A 26163-nucleotide genomic window follows, 5' to 3' on the forward strand; every position below is an offset into this window, starting at 1 on the left:
CTGGCCCTACCCCGCCGGGATCAGCAGGAGCGTATGCCTGGCCGCTGCGTCCACCGCCTTCTCCGAGAAGGCCCAGGGCTTCTGCACGCCGGCCGCCCAATCGGCGGTCTGGTCGATGTAGTGCTCGTCGAACGCGTGCCCCGAGGCCCCCGTGAGGTGGATCCAGGTCGAGGCGTCGAAGTCCGACAGATCGACCACCATCCGCATCGAGGGCACCGTGGTCGTCGCGTACGATGTGCCGAGCTCCCATCCCGTCGCGTTCACCACCGAGGCGCCGCCGCTCACGGCGAACGGCCCGCGATTGAAGAGCATCTCGATCGGCGCGATGCCCGACGAGCCGAGGGTGTCGCTCGTCAGGGTGATGACGTGCAGATCTCCCCACCTCCAGGCGCTGACGGTCGTGCCCTGCAGCGCGGAGAGCTCGTCATAGGCCTCTTCGGCCGACAGCGCGAGCATCTCGTCCCTGCTCGACACGTCGAGGGCCGAGTTGGTCCAGAGCGGATCGGCGGGGTCGTCGAGCAGGTCGGCCACCACGGTGAACAGGCGCCCTTGGCCGTCGATCGGAAGGGGCTGGTCGCGTTCGGCGAACAGATTCTGCACGAGGTTCGACCAGAGGACGTTCGCGTATGCGGCGGCAGCGGAGGATGCCTCGTTCTGGGCATCCCACGAGCGCAGCAGATCGACGGCATCCTCGGCCCCTGCGCCCTTCACGTCGACATCGCCCATCGCGGACGACAGGCGCTTGCCGATCCACATCTCGCTGTCCATCTGGATATCGCGCATGTCCGTTGCGGTGAGCGGGCCGGCTGCGGCCTGTCGTTCGATCAGATGCGCGATGCGCGCCGCGCGGTAGCCGTAGTCCCAGTCCCGCGAGAGGAAGTACGGGTAGTCATCGGTGACGATCGCGTTGTTCGCGGTCACGATGTACCCGGCGGCGGGGTTGTACGACACCGGGAGGTCTTCGAACGGGATGAACCCGGTCCAGTCGTAGCTGCTGTCCCATCCGGGCTGCGGCATCCATCCGTCTCCCGCACCGCGGATCGGCAGACGCCCCGGCGTCTGGTAGCCGATGTTGCCCTCGGTGTCGGCGTAGATGAGGTTCTGGGCCGGCACGTCGAACAGTGACGCGGCGTAGCGGAACTCCTCGAAGTCCTGCGCGGTCGAGAGGGCGAAGATCGCCGTCGCCGCGGTGCCGGGATCCAGCGCCGTCCAGCGCAGGCTGACGGCGTACTCGGAGCCGTCGCCGGTCGGAGCAGTCCCCGTCGCCCCGCCGGCCGCGAGCCCGGGCTCGGGGTCGCCGGCGATCGCGGTGAAGTCGTCGGTCAGACCCGAGATGATCGGGCCGTGGACTGTCGAGCGGATGGTCAGCTCGATGTCGTCGCCGCCGGCGACCTTGATGGTCTCGGTGCTCTCCTCGAGGGGCACGAGAGCGCCGTCGCGCCAGTACTGGTCGCCCTCGATCCGCTCGATGTACAGGTCGGTGACGTCGGTGGTCAGGTTCGTGAACCCCCAGGCGACGTGCTGGTTGTGGCCGATCACGATGCCGGGAAGGCCCGAGAACGAGAAGCCGCCCACATCGAACGGGCACTCGTCGGTGACCTCGCTGCACTTCAACTGCACCTGATACCAGACCGACGGCAGGGAGGCGCCGAGGTGCGGGTCGTTCGCGAGCAGGGGCATTCCGGTCTCGGTGAGGTCGCCCGAGACCACCCACGAGTTCGATCCGATCCCCTCTCCGACGTCGCCCACCAGGATGCTCGCCGCCTCGATCACGCCGGACGCCTCCTGCCACTCGATCGTGGTGGCGGCCTGCTGCATCTCGTCGTCGTTCTCGTCGGTGGTGAACGCGGCAGGCTCTGCGTCCGTCCCGAGTGCCGGCACGGTCGAGATCTCGGGGACGATCACGGGATGCTCGTCGAACGGATACGCGGGGTAGAGGGTGTCGAGCGTGGCCTGCGTCTCTGTCGCATCCGCAGAACCGGAGGAGAGTTCCGCCGCGAGCAGCGCCCGCTCGGTCTCGTCCTCGACGTTGCCGCGGAGGTCCCACGCCATCGCCTTCAGCCAGGCGACGGAATCCGCGGGCTCCCAGGGCTCGGGTGCGTACTCGGGGTTCTGTATGCCCAGAACGGCATACTCGAGCGACAGTTCGGCGCCCGACCGCGACGAAAGGTAGGCGTTGACCCCGTCGGCGTAGGCCTCGTAGTAGCCGCGGGTCACGTCGTCCATAGCCTCGACCTCTGCTTCGGCGACCGTGCGCCAGCCCAGGGTGCGCAGGAACGCATCGGTCCCTGCCTGCGACTCCCCGAACATCTCGGCCACCCGACCCGCCGTGACGTGGCGGCGGAAGTCCATCTCGAAGAAGCGGTCCTGCGCGTGCACGAAGCCCTCGGCGTAGAAGAGGTCGTGCGTCGAGTCGGCGGTGATCGTGGGGATGCCGCGGTCATCGCGCTGCACGGTGACCTCGGCCTCCAGCCCGTCGAGGGGCAGGGAGCCGTCAGTCTGGGGGAACGAGCGCTGGATCGTCCACGTGACGAAGAACGCGGCGGCGACGGCGATCACGACGATCGTCGCCACGACGAGGAATGCGATGCGGCCGATGCGCGCACCCAGTGACGGGCGCGCAGGGTCGACGATCTCCGGCGAATCAGTTGTCATCTTCGAGAACTCTTTCGGGAAGGCAGGGTGGGACTCAGTCCCAGAGAGTCCCAGAGCGCGTCCCAAGGACGCACTCTGGGAATACTACCCACAACCCTCGGATTCCGGGGACTGTTCTCGTGCGACCCCGATCAGCCGATGAGGCTGGGCTGCAGGTCTCGCAGCGTGCGCCGGTGCGTCATCCGCGTCACGCCGATCGCCGCCAGCAGCAGCGCGCCGACCAGCCAGATGCCCAGCACCACCAGGTCCCAGCCGGCTCGACCCAGGTTGCCCCCGTACATGAGCTGCCGCATCGCGTCGACGACGTAGCCGAGCGGGAGCACATGGTGGAGGGCGGCGAGGGGGGCGGGAAGCGTCTGCCAGGGGAAGGTTCCGCCGGCTGTGACGAGCTGCAGCACCATGAGCACGAGTCCCAGGAACTGCCCGACCGAGCCGAGCCAGACGTTGAGCGCCAGGATGATCGCGGCGAACGTCGCCGATGCGAAGATCATGACCCCGAGCGTGCCGATGGGGTTGTTGAACGTGAAGCCGAGGGTGATCGCGAGGATCCCCATGAGGCCGAGCATCTGCACCGCACCGAGCATGGCCGGGGTCAGCCAGCCCGCCAGGGTGACGCGGATCGGGGAGTGCAGGGCGGTGACGGCTCGACGGGAGATCGGCTTGACGATGAGGAACAGCGCGTAGATGCCGATCCATGCCGAGAGCGCGGCGAAGAACGGGGCGAGTCCTGCGCCGTAGTCCTCGGCTGAGGCGACCTTGTCGCTCGACACCTTCACCGGGTCGGCGATGGTGTCGGCCTGCTGGGTGCGCAGCTCGGGGGTCGACACGGGGATCTGCTCGACCCCGTCGGCCAGGCCGTCGCGCAGCTCGGCCGTGCCGGAGGCGAGCGTGCCGAGGCCGTCGCGCAGCTGGGCGGCACCGTCGTTCGCAGCCGCCGCTCCCGTCGCGACGGTCTGCGCGCCCGAAGCGAGCTGCGAAGCGCCGGATGCCACGGAGGCGGCGCCCGCCGCGAGCTGATCGACCTTGTCGACCGCGTTCTGCACGGTCGTGTTGCCCTCTTCGAGGCGCGTTCCGAGCGGGTCGAGGGTGGTCAGGACCTGGTCGATCTCCTCGGGCGTGAGGCCCTGGTCGGTGAGGACAGTGGTGATGTCCTCGCGCACCTGAGGAAGCGCGTTCGTCGCCTGCTGCACCGCGGAGCCCGCGCGATCGGCGATGTCGGCGAGCTGGCGGTTGCCGTCGCTCACCTGCTGCGCACCCGACGCGAGGGTGGTCGCTCCGCTGGCGAGCTGCGAGGTGCCGGCCGCGAGCTGGCTCGTGCCGTCGGCCAGGGTCGCGCTGCCCGTGGCGGCCGTGTTCGCGCCGTCGGTGAGCTGGTTCGCGCCGTCGACGGCGGTGACGAGGTTGTCGCGCACGTCGCTGAGCCCGGTGAGCAGCCGCTCGGCTGCCTCGCTGCCGACCATCTCGGCCACGGAGCTGCGGATCTTCTCGACGGCCTGCGTGCCCATCGATGACGCCAAGTAGTTGTTGGCGTCGTTGGTCTCGAGCTCGATGCGCGCCTGGTGAGGGTCGTCGCCCGAGGCGGAAGTCAGTGCGGCAGAGAAGTCGGTGGGGATCGTGACGGTGAAGTCGACGGTGCCCTCGCGGAGAGCATCCGCCGCCTCATCGGCCGACATGCGCTGCCAGTCGAACGCGTTGCCCTCGATGAGGTTCTCGGCGACATCCTCGCCGTAGTTGACGGTCTCGCCGGTCGGAGCATCCGTGCCGGTGGTGGGGGTCGCCGCACCTTCGTCGTCGACCACGAGGGCGACGGGGACGTCGGGGAACTTGGCATACGGGTCCTGGTTCGCCCAGAGGTAGAGACCGCCGTAGAGGATCGGCACGCACACGAGCGCGATCAGGGCGATGATGCCCATCTTGCTGGCGGTGAGGCGCCGCAGCTCGGCGGCGATCATGGAGGGAACCTTCATCGCTCGGCTCCGTTCTCGGTCGTGTCTGCGGGTGTGTCGGTGTCGGTGTCTGGTGCGTCGTCGTCTGGTGTGTCGTCGCGGTCGGCCTCGGCATCCTCGCTCAACGACCGGGGGTCCTCTTCGTGCGGAGAACCAGAGTCATCAGAGCTCGCTGCGTCGACCGGCTCATCCGGGTTCTTCGACTCGGATGTCGGGGAGTCGGCGTCGGATGCCGGGGCGTCGCTGTCGGATGCAGGGGCATCGGCGTCGGGATCGGCGGCGGGCGCGTCGAGCACGAGGGGCTGCACGGGGCCTGAGGCGTTGATGGCCTCGAGCTCGTGCATCCGCTCGAGGGCGACTGCCGCGGATCCACCGATGATCACGAGCATGGCGTAGCCGCGGTCGGCGAACTCCGACGCGATGCGCCACCAGCCGTCGGGGCTGCCGCCATGGCGGTCGGGGGAGACGAGCACGATGCCCTCGGTGCCCTCGCGCAGCACGGCGAGCTCGCACAGGATGCGCACGCGGGCCGCCGGGTCGACGCTGCCGATCGGCACTCCCGCGAGCTCCCCGAATCCGAGCTGGGTGAGCCAACGGCGGGCATGCAGGGGAGTCGCTCCGACGCCCGCGAACATGAGCTCCTCGCCGACGACCCCGGCGAGCGTGATGTCGGCGTGCGGGTCGCTGACGTCGGGGGCGTCGACGAGTGCGACCGCGCGGCGGAGCATCCGGTTGTTCGTCGTGCCGTCGACGGTGACGCGACCGGTGTCGGGCTTCATCCGTCCGCTGGCGATCAGGCCGAGCACGCTCGGGCGCTGTTCGGTCTCGGCGAGTGCGAAGCGCACGGCGCCGGTGTGGAACTCGAGGCTCGTCGTCGGCAGCGCCTGGCCGCCGCGGCCCTTGCTGACGTCGTGCAGAGTAACTCTCATGCGCTGACCTCCTGGGTGGTGACGATGTCGGAGTGGGCGGTGAGCAGCTCGTCAGCCTCGCGCCAGGAGAGTCCTGCGATGCTGAGCAGAGTGCGGACGGCGATGTTGTCGGCGCCGGTGCTCGCCGCGTCTGTGCGTGAGACGACCGTGCGGGCCACCTCTTCGATGAGCCGCGCGAGCGTGGACGCGGCGAGGTCGGTGCGGAAGCTGCCGTCGCTCTGGCCGCGTTCGGCGAGGGCGGCGACAGTGCGGCGCAGCGGGGCGAGGGCCTCGGCGGTGTGCTCGACATGCGCCTCGTCGAGGGCGAGGGCGGCGGCGACCTGCACGTGGGCGGCCTCTTGCCAGAGACGGGCGGCGAGACGGGCGAGCGCGAGGCGAGGATCGGCGTCGGTCACCGACTCGGCGATCGCGTTGAAGCGCTGCGCACCGACGGAGATGAGTTCGCGGATCAGTGCCTCGCGGTCGTCGAAGTGGCCGTAGAGGGTGCGGCGCGAGAGACCGGCGTTGCGCGCGATCACGTCGATCGAGGCTCGGGGGTCGACGGCGAGTGTGGCGCGGGCCGCGTCGAGGATGCCGGCGCGATTCTCGACGGAGTCGCGGCGGGGAGCACGGGTGGTCATGCACTCATCGTACTTAATGTGCACAGTTGTGTGCAAGATAACTCGGCGGACTCACAGGAGCACACGCCGCGGATCGCAGGACGCAGAAGAAGAGGGGGTGGATGCCGAAGCACCCACCCCCTCGTCAGCAGTGAGAGATCAGTCGAGGCCGGAGTCGAAGGCCGCGCCCTCGGAGGCCGTGTCGACCGCGTCGGCGAGGTTCTCGTCGGCCTCGGAGACCGAGCCCTCGACGGCACCCGTGATCTCGCGCGATTCTCCAGCGGTGACGCTGCCGACGAGCTCGCCCGTGGCGCCGCCGATGAGGCCGAGACCTGCGTACTGCTCGAGGCGCGAGCGCGAGTCCGCGATGTCGAGGTTGCGCATGGTCAGCTGTCCGATGCGGTCGACCGGGCCGAACGCGGCGTCGCCGACGCGCTCCATCGACAGCTTCTCGGGGCCATACGACAGGTTCGGCGACGTGGTGTCGAGGATCGTCCAGTCGTCGCCGCGACGCAGGCGGATCGTGACCGAGCCCGAGATCGTGAGGCCGACCCAGCGCTGGATCGACTCGCGCAGCATGAGCGACTGCGGCTCGAGCCAGCGGCCCTCGTACATCAGGCGACCGAGGCGGCGCCCCTGCTCGTGGTACGTCGCGAGGGTGTCTTCGTTCAGGATGCCGTTGACCAGGCGCTCGTAGGCGATGAAGAGCAGCGACATGGCCGGGGCCTCGTAGATGCCGCGCGACTTGGCCTCGATGATGCGGTTCTCGATCTGGTCGCTCATGCCGAGGCCGTGGCGTCCGCCGATCGTGTTCGCCTCCTGCACCAGGGCCACCGGGTCGGTGTACTCGACGCCGTTGATGGCGACGGGGCGCCCTGCCTCGAACGTGACCGTGACGTCTTCGGTCTCGATCGCGACCGACGGGTCCCAGAACTTGACGCCCATGATCGGGTCGACGGTCTCGAGCGAGACGTCCAGGTGCTCGAGGGTCTTCGCCTCGTGCGTCGCACCCCAGATGTTGGCGTCGGTCGAGTACGCCTTCTCGACCGAGTCGCGGTACGGGAAGTCGTGCGCCTGGAGCCACTCGCTCATCTCCTTGCGGCCGCCGAGCTCGGTGACGAAGTCCGCGTCGAGCCAGGGCTTGTACACGCGCAGGCGCGGATTGGCGAGCAGGCCGTAGCGGTAGAACCGCTCGATGTCGTTGCCCTTGTAGGTCGAGCCGTCGCCCCAGATGTCGACGCCGTCTTCCTTCATGGCGCGCACGAGCAGCGTGCCCGTGACAGCGCGGCCGAGAGGAGTGGTGTTGAAGTAGGTCTTGCCGCCCGAGCGGATGTGGAAGGCGCCGCACGAGAGAGCGACGAGACCCTCCTCGACCAGAGCGGTCTTGCAGTCGATCAGGCGCGAGGCCTCGGCGCCGTACTCGAGTGCGCGGCCGGGGATCGACTCGATGTCGTCTTCGTCGTACTGACCGAGATCACCGGTGTACGTGTAGGGGACGGCGCCCTTGTCGCGCATCCACGCGACGGCGACGGAGGTGTCGAGTCCTCCGGAGAAGGCGATGCCGACGCGCTCGCCGACGGGAAGTGACTGGAGGACCTTGGACATGGTTCCCAGTCTATCGGCGGCGTGTCGGCTGTTTCGGACGGGGATGCGGGTCAGTGCGTGACGACCGCGTCGAGAGCCTCGGGCTCGGCAGCGAGTCGCTCGAGTTCGCGACGCTGGTGCGCCGCGTATCCGCCGCCCCAGTCGGTCAGTGCCTCGATGAGGGGCATCGATCCATGGCCGAGGTCGCTCAGCCGGTACTCGACCTTGGGTGGGACCTGCCGATAGACCGTGCGGACGAGCAGCCCGTCGTCCTCCAGCTCGCGCAGCTGGCGGGTCAGCACGCGGGCGGTCGGCTCGTCGAGCAGTCTGCTGAGCTCACCGAATCGCAGCACCTCGTGCTCGCCGAGAAGACTGAGGATGCTGGGCTTCCAGGCCCCGCCGAGGACCGCGATCGAGACCTCGGCGTCGCACGCATCTCCCCACTCACGGACGATGCGCTCCGTCTTCTCCCTCATGGGTCCGCCCTTCGTTGCCTATAGTATCCAGATGGTCACTATGTACCCTGAATGACCGTACTTGTCTGAAGTGTACCTGCGGCGCGAGACTGAGGCAGTGACCTTCCCCTCCTCCACGGCAGCCGCTCGACCTCGTACGACTCGGCATCCGTGGCTCGCCATGATCCCCCTGCTCCTCGGCATCCTGATCGGCGCGCTCGCGATCAGCAGCATGTCGACCGCGCTTCCGGCGATCCGCGGCGACCTCGTCCTCAGCGACAGCGGCGCGCTCTGGCTCGTCGACGTGTATGCGCTCTCTCTTGCGGCGACGCTGATCGTCGCCGCCCGCATCGGCGACTCTTTCGGGCGCAAGCGGATCGTGCTGTTCGGCCTCGCCGGTTTCGCGGTGCTCAACGTCGTCGGCGGATTCGCCCAGGACGGGATGCTGCTGATCGTCGTGCGCGCTCTCCTCGGTGTCGCGGAGGCGTTCGTCGTGGCGGGCGTCGTCGCCACGATCGGTGCGCACTATCACGCACGGCAGCGCGTGCTGGCCTACGGGCTGTGGACCGCGACCTTCGGAGCCGGCAGTGCTCTGGGCCCGGTGCTCGGGGGCATCGTCACCGAGGGTCCGGGGTGGCGCTGGCTGCTGCTGGGCAGCGTGCCGCTCGCGGTCGTCGCAGGAGTGCTCGCGATCTGGCTCGTCCCTGATTCCCGCAGCTCGCGGCCCCCGTCGTGGGACGTCCTCAGCATCCTCTCGTCGATCGTCGCCCTCGGAGCCCTCGTCTTCGCCCTGCACGAGGTGCTCGCGGCTCCGTTGGCCGCCGGCATCGCCGGAGTCGTCGCGGTCGTGACGCTCGTGTTCTTCATCCGTCGCCAGCGGCTCCTCGCCGAACCCCTCATCGACATGCGGCTCTTCCGTGTGCCGGGGTTCAGCCCTGCCATCGTGCGCATCGTGGCGAGCAGCGGCGTGTCGACGGCATCCGTGCTCTTGGTGAGCCTGCACCTGCAGGATGCCCGGGGATTCAGCGCGGCTGAAGCCGGCATCGCGATCCTTCCGCAGGCGGTCGCGATCGCTCTCGGCGGAGTGCTCGCCCCGGTGTTCCTCCGGTGGCTCTCGTCTCCCACGCTGACCGTGCTCGCGCTCGTGGTGCAGGGGGCGGGCCTCGCCTGGTTGTCGACCGGGGTCGACCTCGTCGCGATCCCGCTCGTGCTGGTCGGGGTGGGATTCGGCGTCGCGGCCACGCTCGCCGCGACGACTCTCTTCGACGTGACCACCGAAGACGACGCCGGTCAGGTGGGGGCGATCCAGGAGGTCGGCTTCGCGCTCGGCGGCGGCCTCGGGATCGCCGTGCTCGGCACGATCGCCTCGATCACCGGGTCTCGCGGTTTCGTCGTCGCGCTTCTCGTCGCGACCGGTCTGGTCGTCGCGGCGGCGCTTCTGCCGCTCTGGAGGCGCGCACCGAAGCCTCCGATCCTCGACCCCCGCTGAAGAAAGGCTCTCCGTTGTCTGCATCACGCCCGACCGTCCACTGGATCTACGCCCACCCCCAGGAGAAATCGTTCAACGCCCGGCTGTTCCGCGACGGAGTGCAGGCGCTGTCGCGCGACCACGACGTCGAGATCACCGATCTGTACCGCCAGGGGTTCGATCCCGTTCTCGCCGCCCCCGACCTGGGCGAGCCTCTCGGACGGGACGGCAGCGTCGTCGACCTCATGGGCGAGGCGTACGCGGCGGGCGAGCTGCCGTCGGATGTGAGCGAGGAGCAGCGCAAGCTCGAGGCCGCGGATCTCGTCGTGCTGCAGTTCCCGCTGTGGTGGTACGGGCCGCCGGCGATCCTCAAGGGGTGGTTCGATCGCGTGCTGACCAACGGCTTCGCGTACGGTCCCGCCGACCCCGAGACGGGTCTTCCCCTGCGGTACGGCGAGGGGCTGCTGTCGGGTCGTCGAGCCCTGGTGATCGTCACGGCCGGCGAGGACGACCGCTCGATCGGAGAACGGGGCGTGAGCGGAGACCTGGACTCGCTGCTGTTCCCGCTCACCCACGGCACCCTCTGGTACACCGGCATAGAGCCGCTCGACCTGCACGTCGTCCACGATGCCGACGGGCTGGCATCGGCGGACATCGACCGCGAGAGCGCGCGGCTCATCGAACGGCTCGCCGGGATCCGCGACGAATCGCCGAGCAGCCCGTACCGCCGGCTCCGCGACGGTGAGTATCACGGAACCCGAGCGCTTCGGGAGGATCTGCTCCCCGGGCGCACCGACCTCGGCATCCATCGCGTCCCGAGCGACTGAACCGCGCTCCGCGCCTCTGCAGTTTCCGCCCGCGCGGTGGCAGAGTGTCCCTGAAGGAGGCGGCACATGGGCGGAGCGATTCTGTGGGGCGTCGTCGCGGCGTCGCCTCTGATCATCGGAGCGGCGCTCGCGCTGCTGCGCACCTGGCCGCCGCGCTGGCTGGGCATCGTGCTCGGGTTCGGTGCGGGAGCCCTCATGGCATCGATCGCTTTCGAGCTGTGGGAGGAGGGGCTGGATCTCGCGGGTCCCATCCCGCTCATCGTCGGCGTCGTGGGCGGTGCCCTGGCCTACTTCATCGCCGACCGGATCCTGGATGCCCGTGCCGCGAAGTCGACGAACCAGGGGTCGGGGGCCGGGGTTCCTCTCGCGCTCGGGGCGCTGCTCGACGGCATCCCCGAACAGCTGGTGCTCGGCATCGGACTCGCCTCCGGTGAGCCTGTGAGCATCGCCCTGGTGGTGGCGATCGTCGTCTCGAACCTTCCCGAGTCGATCGGCTCCGCCGCCGATCTGCTGAAGGGCGGGATGGCGAAGTCGCGCGTGCTGCTGCTCTGGGCGGGTATCTCGGTGATCTGCGCACTGGCGACCGTCGCGGGCTTCGGGCTGGCGAGTGCGACGGGCGACGAGTTCCGCGCCGGGGCGAGCGGCTTCGCGGCCGGTGCCCTGCTCGTGATGCTCGTCGACTCGATGGTGCCGGATGCGCAGGAGAAGGCGAAGCAGGTCACGGGGCTCGCCACAGTGCTGGGCTTCGCGCTCGCCGCGGGGCTGTCGCTCGCGTCCTAGCAGGCAGCAGGCTTCAGCCGGGCGCCCGCCATCTGTCGGCCACTGGGCCGCGGATCTGCCCCGTCTGGCGGGTTACGCTCGGGTGGGACCTCCGGAAGGCTGGCGGAACGCCGCTGTGACCGCGGCCGAGAACAAAGGAGTTCTGATGACCGAAACGACGCTTCGCCCACCGTTCGACCCGGAGCTGGAGGCCGCGCTCGCGCTGGTCGGAGACACGCTGCCCTCGACGCTGACCCCCGAGATGATCCCCTTGTTGCGGCAGTCCCCGGTGAGCGGCGAAGATGAGATCTTCGCCGTGCTCGACGAACGCGGCTTCACTCGCCGCGACGTGACGATCGCGGGGCACGACGGTGACGAGATCGTCGTCTCCGTGGTCGAGAAGGCCGATCGCACCGGTACAGGGCCGGGCTTCTTCCACACGCACGGCGGGGGAATGATCATCGGCAACCGCTGGCTGGGAGTCGTGGGATTCCTCGACTGGGCGGAGCGCTTCAACGGCGTGATCGTGACGGTGGAGTATCGGCTGGCCCCGGAGTTCCCCGATCCGTACCCGGTCGAGGACTGCTACGCGGGGCTGGCGTGGACGGCGGAGCACGCTGCGGAGCTGGGAATCGATCCGAACCGGATCCTGATCGGTGGCGGCAGCGCCGGCGGCGGCTTGGCCGCCGGAACGGCCCTGCTCGCGCGGGATCGTCGCGGCCCTGCACTCATCGGACAGCTGTTGATCTACCCGATGCTCGACGACCGCGACGAGAGCGTCTCGACGAAGCAGATCGACGGGATCGGGGTGTGGGACCGAGGGTCGAACATCACCGGCTGGTCCGCTCTGCTCGGCGAGCGCAAGGGCACGGAGGCGGTCTCGATCTACGCGGCTCCGGCCCGCGCCACCGATCTGACCGGTCTTCCGCCCGCCTTCATCGACTGCGGCAGCGCTGAGGTGTTCCGCGATGAAGACGTGGCCTATGCCACCAAGCTGTGGGAGGCGGGGGTGCAGGCAGAGCTTCATGTCTGGGCCGGCGGCTTTCACGGCTTCGACATGTTCGCACCGCACGCCGCCGTCGCGCAGGCGATGCTGGCCGCTCGCGACAACTGGGTGACCCGGCTGCTCGGGTGAATCCCGCACCCTACGGGGTCGCTCGACGACCACGTAGGGTGGAAGCCCCGCGCGATGGAGCCCGACATGCAAGATCTGCTGGGGCGGCTCACCGCCCTCGACCCGGATGCGAGCGAGACCCTCAAGGTCGTCTCCTATTTCGACACGCTCATCGCCCGCGCCGTCGGGGTCGAGAGCATGCTGCGAGGCGCCGCTGTGCTGAGCGGCGCCACGGTGGGGCAACGCGACCCCCGGCAGATCATCCGCGTCCGCGCCGACGGGGTGCGCATCGACCCGATCGATCCCGGCGGCAGATGGATGCTGCGCGAGAGCGGCCCGGATGTCGTCGTCTGGATCGAGCGCGAGGGCGATCCGCACACCAATGATGGGATGATCCTCGAGCGTCTCACTCTCGCGCTCGGTATCCTCCGGGCTCGCCGTGCAGGTGATCCCGGGAGCGCGGTCGAATTGGCGATCAGCGAGTTCGCCAGTGACGGAGAGCGCGCCGCGGCACTGGCGAGGCTGCGGCTTCCGGTCGGCCCGGTGGCGGTCGTGGCCTCGCCGCCCGACCCCTCGCCACCCGCGCAGCATCCCTCCGTCGTGGTCGCGACGAGGCACGGCCTGACCCGGGCGACGATCGTCGCCGCTGGAGCGCCCGTGGATCAGGTGTGGACGGATGCTGGCGGCCTGCGTGTGGGCATCGGGACATCGGGGTCCGGGGAGCACCTCCCCGACTCGTGGAAGGAGGCGCTGATCGCCGCGCGGCTGACCACCGACTCCGAGCCCGTCGTGGCCGCAGGCGATCTCGGTGCACTGCTGCTGGTCGCCACCGCGGCGGAGTCGCGCGACGTGCATCCGGACGCTGCGGCACTCGCGCGCCTCGACCCCCGCAGTCGGGATCTGCTCGATGCCGTGGTCGACGAGCTGAGCGTCCGTGCCGCGGCGGTGCGGTTGGGGCGTCACCATTCCAGCGTGCAGGACCGCCTCACGGCTCTGATCGACGTCCTCGGCTACGACCCGAGGACGTCGCGCGGGCACGCCAGATACGTGCTCGCCCGCATGCTGTTCACGCTCTCCGACTGAATCGCATGACCGCGTGAATCCGCATCAGCACCGTCGGAACGGCAGATCGAACAGGGATCACTGGAACCCCGGGTAGTCCTTTGTATGGGCCACTCTCGGACTCTGTGCTGGATCCAAGATCTACCTGTACCCCTGCCCTCAATCAACTGAAAGCGGTGTCCCGCGCGCTACAGGAGCCCGACGCCCACGATAGTGACGATGACGGCTGGTGCGTAGGTAAGCGCGTAGGTGATGATCACACGCCGCTGTTCGACAGGCATGTTACGTGTGCGAGCGCGCGGAGCGGTCTCGACGGAGTGAGCTGGCTGAGTGCTCGTCTCGTCGCTGTTCTCGGTCTGCCTGGCCCCGTTTCCCACTCGGATGCGGCCGACGATCATCCGCGCCATCGCGATCAGCGCGGTAGCGCCCCCGATCCCGATGAACAGCACGCCAACCGCATTCCATTCGCGACCCGGGAGGCACAGATCCCCCCACCTCGCGAATGTCCATCCGAATCCCAACAACACGATGAAACCGGTCGTCGACAGCACCCATAGTGGCCCCGCATTCCAGACCCAACGTTGGAGCGCAGGTCCATCCCGATACACAGCCCGCCCCCACAGCACCAGCCAAGGGCTGAGCACGACTAGAGCGATCCCCGCCCCGAATGCCAGCAGATGCGCTGTCCCTGCCGGAACACAACTCGAATCCATCGCACCCATCACCAGTAGAAGTTGAACATTACCGCGCAGTCCGCCCCTAGTCCGGTGGTTGTACCGAATCCCGAAGAGAACGCGGCGTTCACCCCGCTGGGGTGGTCCGTCTCAGAGGCCGAGCCTTCTATGTACGCCCGACGCCAGAACTTCGCTCGGGACTCTGTGAGCGCGTCGAGCGGGTGGACGAGCTCAATTCGGGATGCATCGTCGAGGCGTAGATGAAGATCCGATGACCTCGTAGCTCCTCCGCTCGACGCTTACCACGCAAGTCCGGCGCCTACGACGATGACAATGGCTGCCGCTCCGTATGTGAGCGCATATGCGACGATCACGCGCCGCCATTCGGCGGGCATCTTGTTCGTGGCGGTCTTCGTCGAATCAGGGCCTGGTGACTGCTGTTGAAGACTCTCGTCGCTGCTTTCGCCGCTCTCGTTTCGCTCGACTCCACTGCCCACGCGGATGCGACCGAGGATCATCCGCACCATCGCGAGTAATGCGACAGCTATGCCGAGAGCGATGACCACGACTCCGGGAGCGTTCCATCCCGTCTCAGGGAGGCACCGGTCCACCCATTCCACCAATGAACCCCCGCTGGCGAACATGCAGAGAACGCCGGTCGTCGCTGCTCCCCAGAGAGGCACTGCATTCCAGAGGCCGCGCTGGAATGCGGGGCCCTCCCGGTATGCCGCCCGCGCGCGCAACACCAGCCAGGGGCTCAGCGCGACGGCAGCAATCCCGAACCCGAACGCCACGAGCTACGACACCCCGGAGATGCCACAGTTCGATTCCATCTCAGCCCTCACCCCATGAGGCGCGCGGGAGCTCTACGGGCATAGCGGCACGGCAATGTCTCTCGACCTCGCGCATCATCCTGTCTCTCACCCGCACTCCGCCTGCTCCATACTGAGGCACACTGCGGCAGCCTTCGCCTCGCGCGGTGTCATTCCCACGACAGACCTCACTGGAATCCCGGGTAGTCCTTCAACTTCTCCTCGAACTCCGCCTGGTCGCCCTCGCTCAGCACTGCGCTCGCGATCACGACCATCTGCAGGCCCTCGAGCGGTTCTCCGGTGCGGGCGTTCTGCGCCTCGCGCGTCTTGAGGAAGTCGCCCGTCGGATCGTTCGAGAGGTCGTAGATGTTGGCGTACAGCCGCATCGGGTCGGGGTAGTTGTCGGTGTAGTACTCCCAGGTGTGCTGCTCGCGGGGGTCCTCACTGCCGTAGAGCTTCGCGATCATCGTCGGGTCGATGCCCGAGAACTCGCCGTTGAACGAGTACAGCGGGGGCAGTCCGTGCTCGGCCACGACCGAGTCGATCGTCGCCATCACGTCGAGCTTGGTGCTGTAGTCCTGGATCGGCTCGGTGGTCGCCCACCCGATCGAGGTGTACTCGACGAGCATCGACTCCCCGCCGTAGCCGTTGCGCTCCGGACGCAGGTCCTCGTCGCCGACCTGCACCCACTCGTACCCGTACTCCGCGGTGATGCGCTCGCGGATCTCGGCGAACAGGCCGTCGGCCTCCGCTCTCACCTCTTCGAGCGACTGCTGCTGCAGAGCATCCTGCGGATCGGTGCCCTTGATGCCGGGGTAGGCCTCTTCGTGCTTCTGCTCCTCGCTCTTCATGCCGTCGTAGCTGCCGGACGCGGAGGTCTGCAGTGCGCCGATGCCGCCGACCGTGGCGACGTTGAAGACGAGTGTGATTCCGAGGGCGACCGCGGCGAGCGTCCGCCCGCGCGAGGTGAACAGGGTGCCGATGATCACGGCGACGACCACGAGCTGCAGAGCGAGCATGGTGACGCCGTAGAGGGTGTCGGTCGCGCCGACGGCGAGAGTGATGAGCAGGATCAGCGCGAACAGGATGCCGACGACCAGGGCGATCCAGCCGAGCGCGTTCGCCGGCTTCTTCGTCTCGGGTGCAGACGCGGTGGCCGTGGCCGAGGGAGCCGGCGCACCGTACTGCGGCTGTGTGACGGCTCCTGCCTGGCGGCGTGCGTTGCGGTAGCCACCGGGCGGCGGGACGGGCGGCGCCCCCTCGGTGCCGGCGACGTAGCGCGCGCGCTGCTTCTCGTGATCCATCACCATGGCTTGTCCGTCCCCGAGCCGCCGCCGTCGTCGCCCTGCTGCTGATCGCGCTCCTGCGTGCCCTGCTCGAGCTTGTCCTTGAGCTCTTCGAGCTTGTCCTCGGAGGGCTGCGGCTCGGGCTCTCCCTGCTGCTCCTCGGGAGGAGCCTCCTGCTCGCTCTGCTGCTTCTGCTTCAGGCGGTCCTCGAGGCCCTCCTTGCTCTCCTGCAGATCGCGGTCGGGGTCGGAGGTCTGCTGCTGCGCCTCGTCGCTGTTGCACTCCTCGGGCATCTCGGTCGTGACCGTGAGAGCCTCGCCGTAGAGTGCGGCGGCGCCCGCACCGTCGCCGTCAGCACGGGCGGCATCGCCCATCCGCTCGATCACCAGCGCGAGGTTGATGCGCACGCTGCAGACCTCGAGGCCGGTCGCGAGGTCGAGCGACTCCTCGAGCTTGCCGCGCGCCTCGGGCAGCATCTCGGCCCCGGCGAGAGCCGTGCCCACATTGAACGGCGCCTTGTAGGGCTCGAACCAGTTGAGGAACTCCTGGCCGCGCGCCGAGGACTCCGACCCCGAGAAGTCATCGGCGACATAGGCGGTGATCGACTGATGCGCGAAGGCGTACATGCTCAGGATCTTGCCGACGAAGAGGAGCGCGGCGAGCGTGAGCGGCAGGGTGCCGATCGCCACCCAGCGGCGGATGCGACGGCGGCGCCGATTCGACGCGAGCAGCGCCGCCGCGGCGGCCGCCCTCAGGTCGTCCGGGCCGGCGGAGGGCGCCACGCCCTCGCGGGTCGACAGGTCGGTCATGCGGCACCTCCGTCGATGGGGTTCTTCTCGCTGCGGGTGCGGGTGCGGGTGCGGGTGCTCGCGGACGGCGCCCGCAGCAACCGCAGCCGGGCGACGAGCATGCTGGCCCGCGCGAGTTCGACACCGAGCAGGGCGACGACCACGAGGGCGGCGATCCAGTAGAGCTCGGTGACGTTGCCGACCGACCCGGACTCGGCGTAGTCCGTCGTGGTCGACGGCGCTTCGGGAAGCTCCAGCTCGGTGTCCGCGGTGCGGTGCTGATATTCGACGCCGAGTTCGGCTGCGATCGCCTCGAGGTTGCCCTCGTCGATCACCGACAGGGCGTTCGACCCCTGATACTCGATGTACTCGCCCGAACCCGCTCCGTCGAGGCTGCCCGTGGTCAGCTGCATCGGGCCGCCCTCAGTCGTGCCATAGCCGAGCACGGCTCCGGCATCCGTGAAGTTCTCGCTGCCGTCGAACGGCTCGGGCGCCGAGGTGACGGTCTGCTCGCCGTCACCGAAGTAGAAGACCATGCGCGAGCGGTCGGGCGAGGATGCCGCCGCGTTCGCGAGGGTGTCGGCGAGCAGCTGGTTCGCGATGCCGATCGAGCTGCCGCGCGACTGGCTCGTCACCTCGGGCTGCAGCACGTCGAGCGACGACACGAGCGAGGTCGTGTCGGTGGTGAGCGGCATCCGCAGGTCGGCCGAGGCGTCGAACGTGATCAACGCGAAGCGGGCTCCGGGGTACTCGTCGACGATGGTCTGCACGTCGGCTCGCACTCCGTCGAGGCGGGGCTCGTCGCCGTTCCAGTCCTCGGCGACGATGCTCGCGGTGGTGTCGACGACGAGCACGATGTCGGTGTCCGTCGCGAGCGTCTGCGTGACCCCGCCGGGGATCCCGGGGCGCAGGAACATGAAGAAGCACGCCAGAAGCATCACGAGCCGCATGACCCACAGCGCCTTGTCGCGGCCCTTCGCCTTCGTCAGGGCGATCACGGCGAGAGTCGCAACGGGCACGCACAGCAGCACCAGGAGGAAGATGTTGAGCACGGGCTGGAAGATCACAGCTTCACCCTCCACAGCACCACGATGAAGGAGAGCATCGAGATCATCAGGATGACGATCCAGAGGTCGGGGGTGTCGGTCCAGACGACCTGCGCCTGGCCCTTCAGCTCGGTCGCCTCCTGCTCCTGCACCTGCTCGACGATGTCGCTCACCGTGGTGGTGTCGCGCAGTCCGTAGGCGGCTCCCCCCGTGGCCTCGGCGGCCTTCGTGAGCTCGGCGCTGACGTCGGCGTCCTTGCCCTGCACGGGGTTGAGCGCGAACACCCGCACGTCGATCGAATCGGCGTAGGCGGCGGCTTCGTCGAGGGTCACGATCGAGGCGCCGTTGATCTCGTTGTCGGTGGCGAAGATGATCGAGCGCGAGCGTTCGTCATCGGGGTGGTCGAACGCCATCGTGCAGGCGGCGAGGCCGTCGCCGATCAGCGATGCGCCGTTGCCGTTGAGCGTGCCGACCCAGTGCTCGGGGATCGACTCGTTGAAGTCGAAGCTCTCGCGGATGCTCTGCAGATGACCGCGGATGAACTCGTAGTCGTCTGTCAGCGGGAAGATCTGCACGGGCGAGCTGTTGAAGATCGTCAGGCCGATGCGCTCGCCCTCGAAGTCCTCGAGGAGTTCTTCGAAGACCGTGAGCACCTCGACGTCGACCTCTCTCATGGATCCCGAGACGTCGAGGCACAGCATGATGTCGCGGCTCGTGTTGACGGGCTGGATCGTCTGCGACGACATCGGTCGCGCCGACACGACGCCGGCGGAGAGGGCCGCGACCACGCCGAGCAGCAGGATGCTCGACAGCGCGAGCACTCGGCGGTTCAGCGCGGTGCGGAACGTCGGCAGTGCGCGCAGGCGCTCGGCGCGGGCGACCCGAGCCCGCTCGTGCTCCTCGGTCTTCGCGCCGCTGCGCAGCCCGACGATCACGCCGACCACGATCGCCACGATCACGACGCCCGCGGCGACGAGGATCAGCCACCAGTTCGCTAGTGCCATGTGCGCACCACCGTTCTCGCGGCCTCGGCACCGGCGACGGGGTCGATCGCGGGACCCTGACGGAAGATGCTGGGGTAGTAGTGGCGGCCCATCGCATCGATCAGCGCGGGATGCACCCCGCGCGAGACGAGGTCGTCGAGTGCGAGCACCGGAGCCTCGAGCCCGCTGTACTCGTTGACGAACGTGCGCACCACGCGGCTGAACTCGAGGTTCGCGTTGCGCGCCGAGAGCGTGCGGGCGCGGTAGTCGTCCTCGATGCGCTGGATGCGGTCGAGATACTCCACGCGCAGCTGCGACAGCACATCCGTGGTGAGCAGCTGCGGCCCCTGCGCCTCTTTCGTGAGGGTGAGATCGCGACGAGGGCGCGTGAGGGCGACCAGCAGCCAGGCGGCCGAGATCAGCAGGATCAGGATGCCGAAGGCGAGCAGGATCCAGCCCCAGCCGTACTGGGCCGGAGGGTAGAGCTCATCAGAGCCGGGCATTCGACCTCCGATTCAGCAGCTGCAGCAGCTGCGAGACGGCGTCGTCCTGACCGGCCAGAACGCTGTGGCTGATCTCCATGCGCTTGAGGACCTCGGCGAGACGGGCGGCATCGGCTTCGGTCTGGGCGGTGAGCTCGCGGATGATGTCGAGGTCGCCCTGCACGAAGTCGGGCACCTCCCACATGCTGTCGACGTCGCTGCGGATCGTGTTCGTGGTGTGGTCGAGCACCGGATCGGCGTCGCTCACGGTGAGCCACAGCACGTCGTGCTGCACGCGCAGTCGGCGCAGCATCCGCTCGGTCTCGTCGGTGACGGGGGCCTCGTCAGTGATCACGCAGACGATCATGCGCCGCGAGATCGTGCGGGTGACGTACGAGAGCAGGGCGTCGCGGTCGCTCGATGCGGTGCTCGAGTCGATCGCCTGGTCGATCGTGCGCAGCGCGTGCTCGAGGGCGCCTTCGCTGCGGCCGGGCGCACGTCGGCGCACGCGGTCGGAGTCGCCGTAGACGAGCGAGAAGTCGTCGCCGTGGCGCAGCGCCAGCACACCGAGCACGCCCGTCGCGAGGATCGCGAGATCCTTCTTCGACTTCTCGTCGTGCGCGAGGGCGGCCATCGACCTGCCCGTGTCGACCACGAACAGGATCGTGTGCATCCGCATCGCACGGTGTCTCTTGACCAGCGGAGTGCCCAGTCGTGCGGTGGCCCGCCAGTCGATGTCACGCACCTGATCGCCGTACTCGTACTTGCGCAGATCCTCGAAGTCGAGGCTGCGGCCGTGCAGCAGCGACGCGTAGGCGCCGTCGAGCGCGTGCAGCGACTTGCGCGACGAGTGGATGAAGAGCTTGCTCTTCACCTGGGTGATCAGGCTGGCCATGGCGGGATCAGGGCGTGGGCACGGACGCGAAGATCTGGTCGATGATCTCCTCGCTGCGGATGCCCTCGGCGTCGGCCTCGAAGGTCAGCAGAACGCGGTGACGGAGCACCAGGTGGCGGAGCGACCGGATGTCCTCCGGCAGCACGTGAGCGCGTCCGTTCAGGAGAGCCAGGGCACGGGATGCCTGCAGGAAGGCGATGCTCGCACGGGGGCTCGCGCCGTACTTGATGAAGCGGGCGCGGTCCTCGCCGATGTAGGGCGCGGGGTTCCTTGTGACGTAGGCGATCGAGACGATGTAGTTGCGGATCGCGGGGTCGACGTAGATGCGGCTCGCGACGTCCTGCAGCATGTGCACGTCGTCGAGGCTGATCGCGCTCGAGACGTGACGGTCGGGGTCGAGCACGCCCGAGTCGATGCGTCCGAGGATCTCGAACTCCTCGGCGGGACTCGGGTACTCGACGATCTCCTTGAGCAGGAAGCGGTCCATCTGCGCTTCGGGCAGCTCGTACGTGCCCTCCTGCTCGATGGGGTTCTGGGTCGCGATCACGAGGAACGGCTTCGGCAGGTGGTGCACCTCGCCGCCGATCGTGGTCTGGTGCTCCTGCATCGCCTCGAGCATGGCGCTCTGGGTCTTGGCGCTCGACCGGTTGATCTCGTCGAGCAGCACGAAGTTGGCGTGCACGGGGCCGAGCACCGTGCGGAACGATCCGGTCGCGGCGTCGTAGATCTGGTTGCCGGTGATGTCGCTGGGCAGCAGGTCGGGGGTGCACTGGATGCGCTTGAACTGCGCCTTGACCGTGTCGGCCAACGTGCTGGCCGCGGTGGTCTTCGCGAGCCCCGGGACGCTCTCGAGCAGGATGTGGCCGCCCGCGATCAGCGAGATCAGCAGGCTCATGCGCAGCCGCTCCTGGCCGACCATCTTCGCGGAGTAGGCGTCGGAGACCGTCTTGAGCACCTCGCTCGCACGGCGGAGCTCGGCCTCGGTGGGAGCCTCGGACTTCTTCGACGCCGACGACGATGCCGCGGGGGCCGCGGCCGCCGCAGATGCCGGGGCCGCCGCGGATGCCGGGGCCGCCGCGGCGGCACGGGTCGTGGGGGCGGGCGGAGCCGGGGGCACGGCCTGTGTGGAGGGCGCCGGCGGAGGCGGCGGCGTCGAACCTGCGGAGGGGCCGGGCGCGTAGGGCTCGTTCATCGGTGTGTCTCCTCGTTCCCACGGGGACGCGTCGACGATCCCCCGTCGACCAGCGTAACCGCATCCGGTCTCCCCGCTCCGCCCCGGATACGGATGCAGGTCGAGATCACGGATGCATGCTCAGAACGGCCTGTGCGCCATGCATTCGTGATTCCGGCCTGCATGTGTCGGGGATGCGCGCGGGGGCGATGCGTATATCGGCGGGCGCGATGAACCCGTGGTTAGCTGAACACTCGATCTTCGGATGATGCGGGAACGATGAAGCGACCCAGAACGATGCCGCGCAGTGCGCTCGAGTACGCGATCGGACGACCGCTGTGGGTGGCCGTGCTCGTGCTGAACGTGATCCTCGCGGCCGTCGCCACTGTGCTGTGTGTCTGGACGTATCTGCATGACACCGCATCCATGCGCCCGATCCTGGGGGTGCTCATCGCCGTCCCCGCGCTCTGGTGGGTGATCGCGGTGACGCTGTGGCTCACGACCCTGTCTCGCCGACGCGTCAGCGCGGAGGACATCAGTCGGGCGAGTGCGAGCGTCCCCGGGGGGATCCTCCTTCCCGGATCGAAGCTCGTGCCCGCGATGACGCTGGTCGCGGCGCTCGCCGCGGCGTCGACCTTCGTGGTCGTGGCGGTGACCGTCAGCGGTGTGTGGCGCATCGTCTGGGCACTGTTCGCGGTGCTGCTGCTCGGTCCGATCGTCAGTCACCTGATCTCGCTGCGGCAGCCTCGGCGACTGTTCCTGCATTCCCGCGGGCTCGGGTCCGCGACCTTCCACCTCGATGCCGAAGTGCACTGGGACGACATCCAGAGCATCGACCTCGGCGTCGGTATGAACAACTCGATGGTGCTCAAGGTCGCCGTGCGTCCCGGGGCCGTCAGCTATCGCGAGCGGTGGCGTCATCCGTTCTCGCGCAGGCGCGGCGTGATCGATGTCGACCCCTCAGCGCTGGGCGTGGACGGAACGCTGCTGTGGCTCGCGCTTCGCCTCTATCGACTGGAGCCGTCGACGCGGGAGGAGCTCCGCGGCGACCGGGTGCCCGGTCGACTTCTCGATCCGCGGGAGGCCGTGGCCACAACCCCGCAGCATGTGAGTGCTCCGGTGCTCTCGGTGTTCAGCCCTGAGGGCGCGATCCGCTAGCCGCGTCCGTCGCGCTGCCGCGCCGGCGGCCGACCCAGACCACGAAGCACGCGACGCCGATGATGGCGATCGCGATGCCGACGATGTACCCCGAGACGCCGAGGTAGCCGCCGGGCACGAGGTGCGGGTTGAGGAACGGGTACGGGTACCACCACGCCTCGCCGGTGGCGGGGGCGATGACGAAGTTCGCGCGGATCATCGTGTAGACGACCCACACGATCGGGAAGATCGCAACGATGGCGACGGCGCTCCAGCCGAGTGCCTGTCGGCGAGGGGCGAACAGCAGATCGGCCAGGAGGAACAGCGGGATGACGACGTGCAGCACCTCGTTCGACCACGGCACGGTCACGCCCTGGGGCAGCTCGACGTTGCGGAGAAGCGTGTTGTAGACGATGCCGGTGACGATCATGTAGGTGCTCACGCAGGCCAGGACGATCGCGAACCACGTCGGCTCCGGCGCGGTGTCGCGGCGGTGGCGCAGTGCCCAGATCGCGCCGATCGCCAGAATGATCACCGCGAGCACGTTCGACAGGATCGTGAAGAAGCTGAGGAAGTTCGCGGCGACAGTCGGGATGTGCTGGCCCCACTCGGTGGTGGCGTTCAGCGCGTTCTGGATGCTGCGGGCGAGCTGCCCGACGATCGCCGCGAGTCCGAGCACGGCTGCTGCGAGTCGTGCAAAGGGCCACCAGGTCGTCATATTCGCCTCCGCGCACACTTTATCGGTCACGAAGTGTCGTCGTCGCTAGACCGATATGTCGATATGTCGATATGTCGATAGCGTCAGCGGGAGAGCACATCGCGCGGCCGGGAGGGGCATATGAGCGAGGGCACGGCAGGGTCGACGACCACGGAGCCACGCAAGCGGCGCGGGTCGATCCGTCAGCGCCGGTCGGTCTCACCGCGCTGAGGCTTGCTCAGCGCGGCTGGGTCAGCGCGCGCGGCGGCCCCACCGCATCCGGGTGACGAGCACGCCGAGCAGGCACAGCGCACCGCCCACGAACATGAGCGGCGTCGGCACCTCGCCGAGGATCGCCCACGACATCAGGATCGCGATCGCAGGAACGATGTAGGTCGTGGCCGACGTCTGCCCGGCGGTGCTGCGCTGCAGCACATAGGCCCAGGTCGTGAACGCGATCGCGGTCGGGAAGATGCCGAGATAGACGACCCACAGCGTCGAGTCGAGCGGCGCGGTCTGCAGCGCGCCGATCAGGCTTCCCACCCAGGGCAGCAGTGCGACGGTGCCGGCGGCTGCACCGAGGAACGTCAGCGTGGTCGCGTCGGTGCCGGCGCTGAGCAGGCGCTTCTGCAGCAGCGTGCATCCGGCATACATCACTGCGGCCAACAGTGCGAGCAGCAGTCCGGTGATGTCTGGCCCCTCACTCGTCGACGAGTTCATGCCGATCAGCACGACGCCGAGGAACGCGATCGGGGCGCCGATGATGAGCGGTTTCGGGAAGCCCTCTCGAAGGAAGAGTCCGCTGAAGACGACGACCATGAGGGGTGCGAGGTTCACGACCATCGCCGCTGTGCCCGCATCGAGGGTGCGCTCGGCGGCGTTGAGCGCGAGGTTGTAGACGCAGAACCAGCCCACACCCCACACGGCGATCAGCCACCAGTGCCGGCGCTCGGGAAGACGGATGCCGTGCCGCACCGCGATGATCGCGAGCGCGGCGCTGCCCACGGCCATGCGCAGCAGCGCCAGGGCGCCGGGGTCGAAGTGCGGACCCGCACCGCGGATGCCGATGAACGCCGACGCCCACAGCACGACCGTCACGAGGGCGGCGACGAGCACGAGCGGCCCCTGCGTGCGGGGCGTCGCGGGATTCAGGCTGTCGTCGCGCTGCACGCGACCGGTCTTCGGCATCCTTCGATCCTGGCACCGGCCACCGACATCGGCGATGCGCCGGAGCGACAGCATCCGACGCTTTTCTGTCAGAGCTCCGCCGTGCGTCGTGCCAGTCCGAACGCTCCGGTCGCACTTCGTGCCGCCTCGCGCCTGTGGGAGCGGCACGAACTGCGACGGGAGTGGGGTGCGCATGGTCCGACGGCATCCGCGCGGGGTTCGCCCGCCCGTCCACAGACCCGAAACGGCCGCGAAACAGCCCTTCGGTAGGATGGAGTCGCCCGACAAGGGCCAGCTCATCAGCCGGTGCAAACCCGGCGAAAGCAAGGGGGATACCCATGCCAGGAATCGTTATCGTCGGCGTCCAGTGGGGCGATGAGGGCAAGGGCAAGGCCACCGACCTGCTCGGCGAGCGCACCGACTGGGTCGTCAAGTTCAACGGCGGCAACAACGCGGGCCACACGGTCGTGGTCGGCAACGAGAAGTACGCGCTGCACCTGCTGCCGTCGGGCATCCTGTCGCCCGGGGTCACCCCGGTGATCGGCAACGGCGTCGTGATCGACCTCGAGGTGCTCTTCAGCGAGCTCGAGGCCCTCGGAGGCCGCGGCATCGACGTCTCGCGTCTCAAGGTCAGCGCCAACGCGCACATCATCACCCAGTACCACCGCACGCTCGACAAGGTCACCGAGCGCTTCCTCGGCAAGCGCATGATCGGCACGACCGGCCGCGGCATCGGCCCGGCCTACGCAGACAAGATCAACCGCGTCGGCATCCGCGTGCAGGATCTGTTCGACGAGAACATCCTGCGCCAGAAGGTCGAGGGCGCGCTCGACCAGAAGAACCACCTCCTGGTGAAGATCTTCAACCGCCGTGCGATCACGGCCGACGAGATCGTCGAAGACCTGCTCTCGTATGCCGAGCGCCTGCGGCCCATGGTCGCCGACACCGGCTACCTGCTCGACGAGGCGCTGCACCGCGGCGAGGTCGTCGTGTTCGAGGGCGGCCAGGCCACCATGCTCGACGTCGACCACGGCACCTACCCGTTCGTCACGTCGTCGTCGGCCACCGCCGGTGGCGCCTCGACCGGCTCGGGCGTCGGCCCCGGTGCGCTCGACCGCATCGTCGGCATCGTCAAGGCGTACACGACCCGCGTCGGCTCGGGCCCGTTCCCGACCGAGCTGTTCGACGAGCAGGGCGAGTGGCTGCGCTCGCGCGGCTTCGAGTTCGGCACGACCACCGGCCGTCCGCGTCGCGTCGGCTGGTACGACGCGCCGATCACCCGCTACGCGACCCGCGTCAACGGCATCACGGACCTGGTGCTCACCAAGCTCGACATCCTGACGGGCCTCGAGCAGATCCCGGTGTGCGTCGCCTACGACGTCGACGGCCGGCGTTTCGACGAGGTGCCGGTCAACCAGACCGACTTCCACCACGCGACCCCTGTGCTCGAGTACTTCCCGGGCTGGAGCGAGGACATCTCGACCGCACGCACGTTCGACGACCTGCCCAAGAACGCGCAGGACTACGTGATCGCGCTCGAGGGCATGAGCAACACCCGCATCTCGGTCATCGGGGTTGGCCCCGAGCGCGATCAGGTCATCGTGCGTCACGACCTGCTCGACTGAGC

General features: G+C 68.6%; 24 protein-coding genes. 7 read left to right on the forward strand and 17 right to left on the reverse strand.

The window, feature by feature from the left end:
• Window positions 1-6 precede the first annotated feature (6 nt).
• The 6 genes from OD997_RS13170 to OD997_RS13195 all read right to left on the reverse strand — a co-directional run bounded on the left by OD997_RS13170 (window position 7) and on the right by OD997_RS13195 (window position 8189).
• Complete coding sequence (locus tag OD997_RS13170; RefSeq protein ID WP_434331975.1) at window positions 7-2655, reverse strand: penicillin acylase family protein; 2649 nt, start codon at window positions 2653-2655, stop codon at window positions 7-9.
• A 131-nt stretch (window positions 2656-2786) separates the two neighbouring features.
• The gene (locus tag OD997_RS13175) at window positions 2787-4622 is read right to left on the reverse strand and encodes a YhgE/Pip family protein (protein ID WP_434331976.1); all 1836 of its coding nucleotides are present in this window, start codon (window positions 4620-4622) and stop codon (window positions 2787-2789) included.
• The gene (locus tag OD997_RS13180; protein WP_434331977.1) at window positions 4619-5530 is read right to left on the reverse strand and encodes a hypothetical protein; all 912 of its coding nucleotides are present in this window, start codon (window positions 5528-5530) and stop codon (window positions 4619-4621) included. Before OD997_RS13180 ends, OD997_RS13175 begins: the two co-directional genes overlap by 4 nt.
• Window positions 5527-6150: a TetR/AcrR family transcriptional regulator gene (locus tag OD997_RS13185; RefSeq protein WP_434331978.1), complete on the reverse strand. Its 624-nt coding sequence runs from the start codon at window positions 6148-6150 to the stop codon at window positions 5527-5529. Before OD997_RS13185 ends, OD997_RS13180 begins: the two co-directional genes overlap by 4 nt.
• A 138-nt stretch (window positions 6151-6288) precedes the next feature.
• The gene (argG, locus tag OD997_RS13190) at window positions 6289-7734 is read right to left on the reverse strand and encodes an argininosuccinate synthase (RefSeq protein ID WP_434331979.1); all 1446 of its coding nucleotides are present in this window, start codon (window positions 7732-7734) and stop codon (window positions 6289-6291) included.
• A 50-nt stretch (window positions 7735-7784) separates the two neighbouring features.
• Window positions 7785-8189: a winged helix-turn-helix transcriptional regulator gene (locus OD997_RS13195; protein ID WP_434331980.1), complete on the reverse strand. Its 405-nt coding sequence runs from the start codon at window positions 8187-8189 to the stop codon at window positions 7785-7787.
• A 97-nt stretch (window positions 8190-8286) separates the two neighbouring features.
• Between OD997_RS13195 and OD997_RS13200 the strand changes: the two genes are divergently transcribed.
• The 5 genes from OD997_RS13200 (at window position 8287) to OD997_RS13220 (ending at window position 13419) form a co-directional block, all read left to right on the forward strand.
• Complete coding sequence (locus tag OD997_RS13200; protein ID WP_434331981.1) at window positions 8287-9657, forward strand: MFS transporter; 1371 nt, start codon at window positions 8287-8289, stop codon at window positions 9655-9657.
• 14 nt (window positions 9658-9671) lie between these two features.
• The gene (locus tag OD997_RS13205; protein ID WP_434331982.1) at window positions 9672-10463 is read left to right on the forward strand and encodes an NAD(P)H-dependent oxidoreductase; all 792 of its coding nucleotides are present in this window, start codon (window positions 9672-9674) and stop codon (window positions 10461-10463) included.
• Window positions 10464-10529: 66 nt separating this feature from the next.
• Entirely contained in the window at window positions 10530-11243 is a 714-nt protein-coding gene (locus OD997_RS13210) for a ZIP family metal transporter (RefSeq protein ID WP_434331983.1), read from the forward strand.
• Window positions 11244-11388: 145 nt separating this feature from the next.
• Window positions 11389-12357: an alpha/beta hydrolase gene (locus tag OD997_RS13215; protein ID WP_434331984.1), complete on the forward strand. Its 969-nt coding sequence runs from the start codon at window positions 11389-11391 to the stop codon at window positions 12355-12357.
• A gap of 66 nt (window positions 12358-12423) precedes the next feature.
• Window positions 12424-13419, forward strand: a complete 996-nt coding sequence (locus tag OD997_RS13220; RefSeq protein ID WP_434331985.1) for a hypothetical protein — start codon at window positions 12424-12426, stop codon at window positions 13417-13419.
• Between the two features lie 167 nt (window positions 13420-13586).
• On the opposite strand, the gene OD997_RS13225 is transcribed toward OD997_RS13220, so the two are convergent.
• The 9 genes from OD997_RS13225 to OD997_RS13265 form a co-directional block, all read right to left on the reverse strand.
• Window positions 13587-13949, reverse strand: coding sequence for a hypothetical protein (locus OD997_RS13225; protein ID WP_434331986.1), 363 nt, complete (start codon window positions 13947-13949; stop codon window positions 13587-13589).
• A gap of 422 nt (window positions 13950-14371) precedes the next feature.
• Window positions 14372-14866, reverse strand: coding sequence for a hypothetical protein (locus tag OD997_RS13230; RefSeq protein ID WP_434331987.1), 495 nt, complete (start codon window positions 14864-14866; stop codon window positions 14372-14374).
• A gap of 206 nt (window positions 14867-15072) precedes the next feature.
• Window positions 15073-16194 (reverse strand): hypothetical protein, encoded by a 1122-nt coding sequence (locus OD997_RS13235; RefSeq protein WP_434331988.1) that lies wholly within the window; start codon window positions 16192-16194, stop codon window positions 15073-15075.
• Complete coding sequence (locus tag OD997_RS13240) at window positions 16188-16979, reverse strand: hypothetical protein (protein WP_434331989.1); 792 nt, start codon at window positions 16977-16979, stop codon at window positions 16188-16190. The genes OD997_RS13235 and OD997_RS13240 overlap by 7 nt, the downstream gene beginning before the upstream one ends.
• On the reverse strand, window positions 16976-18040 hold the full coding sequence (locus OD997_RS13245; RefSeq protein WP_434331990.1) for a vWA domain-containing protein: 1065 nt from the start codon (window positions 18038-18040) through the stop codon (window positions 16976-16978). The genes OD997_RS13240 and OD997_RS13245 overlap by 4 nt, the downstream gene beginning before the upstream one ends.
• Window positions 18022-19008 carry a vWA domain-containing protein gene (locus OD997_RS13250; RefSeq protein WP_235560723.1) on the reverse strand — a complete coding sequence of 329 codons (987 nt, stop codon included), beginning with the start codon at window positions 19006-19008 and terminating at the stop codon, window positions 18022-18024. Before OD997_RS13250 ends, OD997_RS13245 begins: the two co-directional genes overlap by 19 nt.
• Window positions 18999-19490 (reverse strand): hypothetical protein, encoded by a 492-nt coding sequence (locus OD997_RS13255; RefSeq protein ID WP_434331991.1) that lies wholly within the window; start codon window positions 19488-19490, stop codon window positions 18999-19001. Before OD997_RS13255 ends, OD997_RS13250 begins: the two co-directional genes overlap by 10 nt.
• The gene (locus OD997_RS13260) at window positions 19477-20364 is read right to left on the reverse strand and encodes a DUF58 domain-containing protein (protein WP_056310773.1); all 888 of its coding nucleotides are present in this window, start codon (window positions 20362-20364) and stop codon (window positions 19477-19479) included. Before OD997_RS13260 ends, OD997_RS13255 begins: the two co-directional genes overlap by 14 nt.
• 7 nt (window positions 20365-20371) lie before the next feature.
• Entirely contained in the window at window positions 20372-21556 is a 1185-nt protein-coding gene (locus OD997_RS13265) for an AAA family ATPase (RefSeq protein ID WP_434331992.1), read from the reverse strand.
• A 258-nt stretch (window positions 21557-21814) separates the two neighbouring features.
• Between OD997_RS13265 and OD997_RS13270 the strand changes: the two genes are divergently transcribed.
• A complete protein-coding gene (locus tag OD997_RS13270) occupies window positions 21815-22693 on the forward strand; it encodes a hypothetical protein (protein WP_434331993.1) in 879 nt (292 codons plus the stop codon).
• Here OD997_RS13270 and OD997_RS13275 read toward each other — a convergent pair.
• Window positions 22668-23390 (reverse strand): Pr6Pr family membrane protein, encoded by a 723-nt coding sequence (locus OD997_RS13275; RefSeq protein WP_434331994.1) that lies wholly within the window; start codon window positions 23388-23390, stop codon window positions 22668-22670. The genes OD997_RS13270 and OD997_RS13275 overlap by 26 nt on opposite strands.
• Before the next feature lie 231 nt (window positions 23391-23621).
• Window positions 23622-24557 (reverse strand): DMT family transporter, encoded by a 936-nt coding sequence (locus tag OD997_RS13280; RefSeq protein WP_434331995.1) that lies wholly within the window; start codon window positions 24555-24557, stop codon window positions 23622-23624.
• A gap of 317 nt (window positions 24558-24874) precedes the next feature.
• On the opposite strand from OD997_RS13280, the gene OD997_RS13285 reads away from it, so the two are divergent.
• Entirely contained in the window at window positions 24875-26161 is a 1287-nt protein-coding gene (locus OD997_RS13285; protein ID WP_434331996.1) for an adenylosuccinate synthase, read from the forward strand.
• The last annotated feature ends 2 nt before the right edge of the window (window positions 26162-26163 follow it).

It is taken from the genome of Microbacterium sp. CGR1 (assembly GCF_051062835.1).
Classification (GTDB): domain Bacteria; phylum Actinomycetota; class Actinomycetes; order Actinomycetales; family Microbacteriaceae; genus Microbacterium.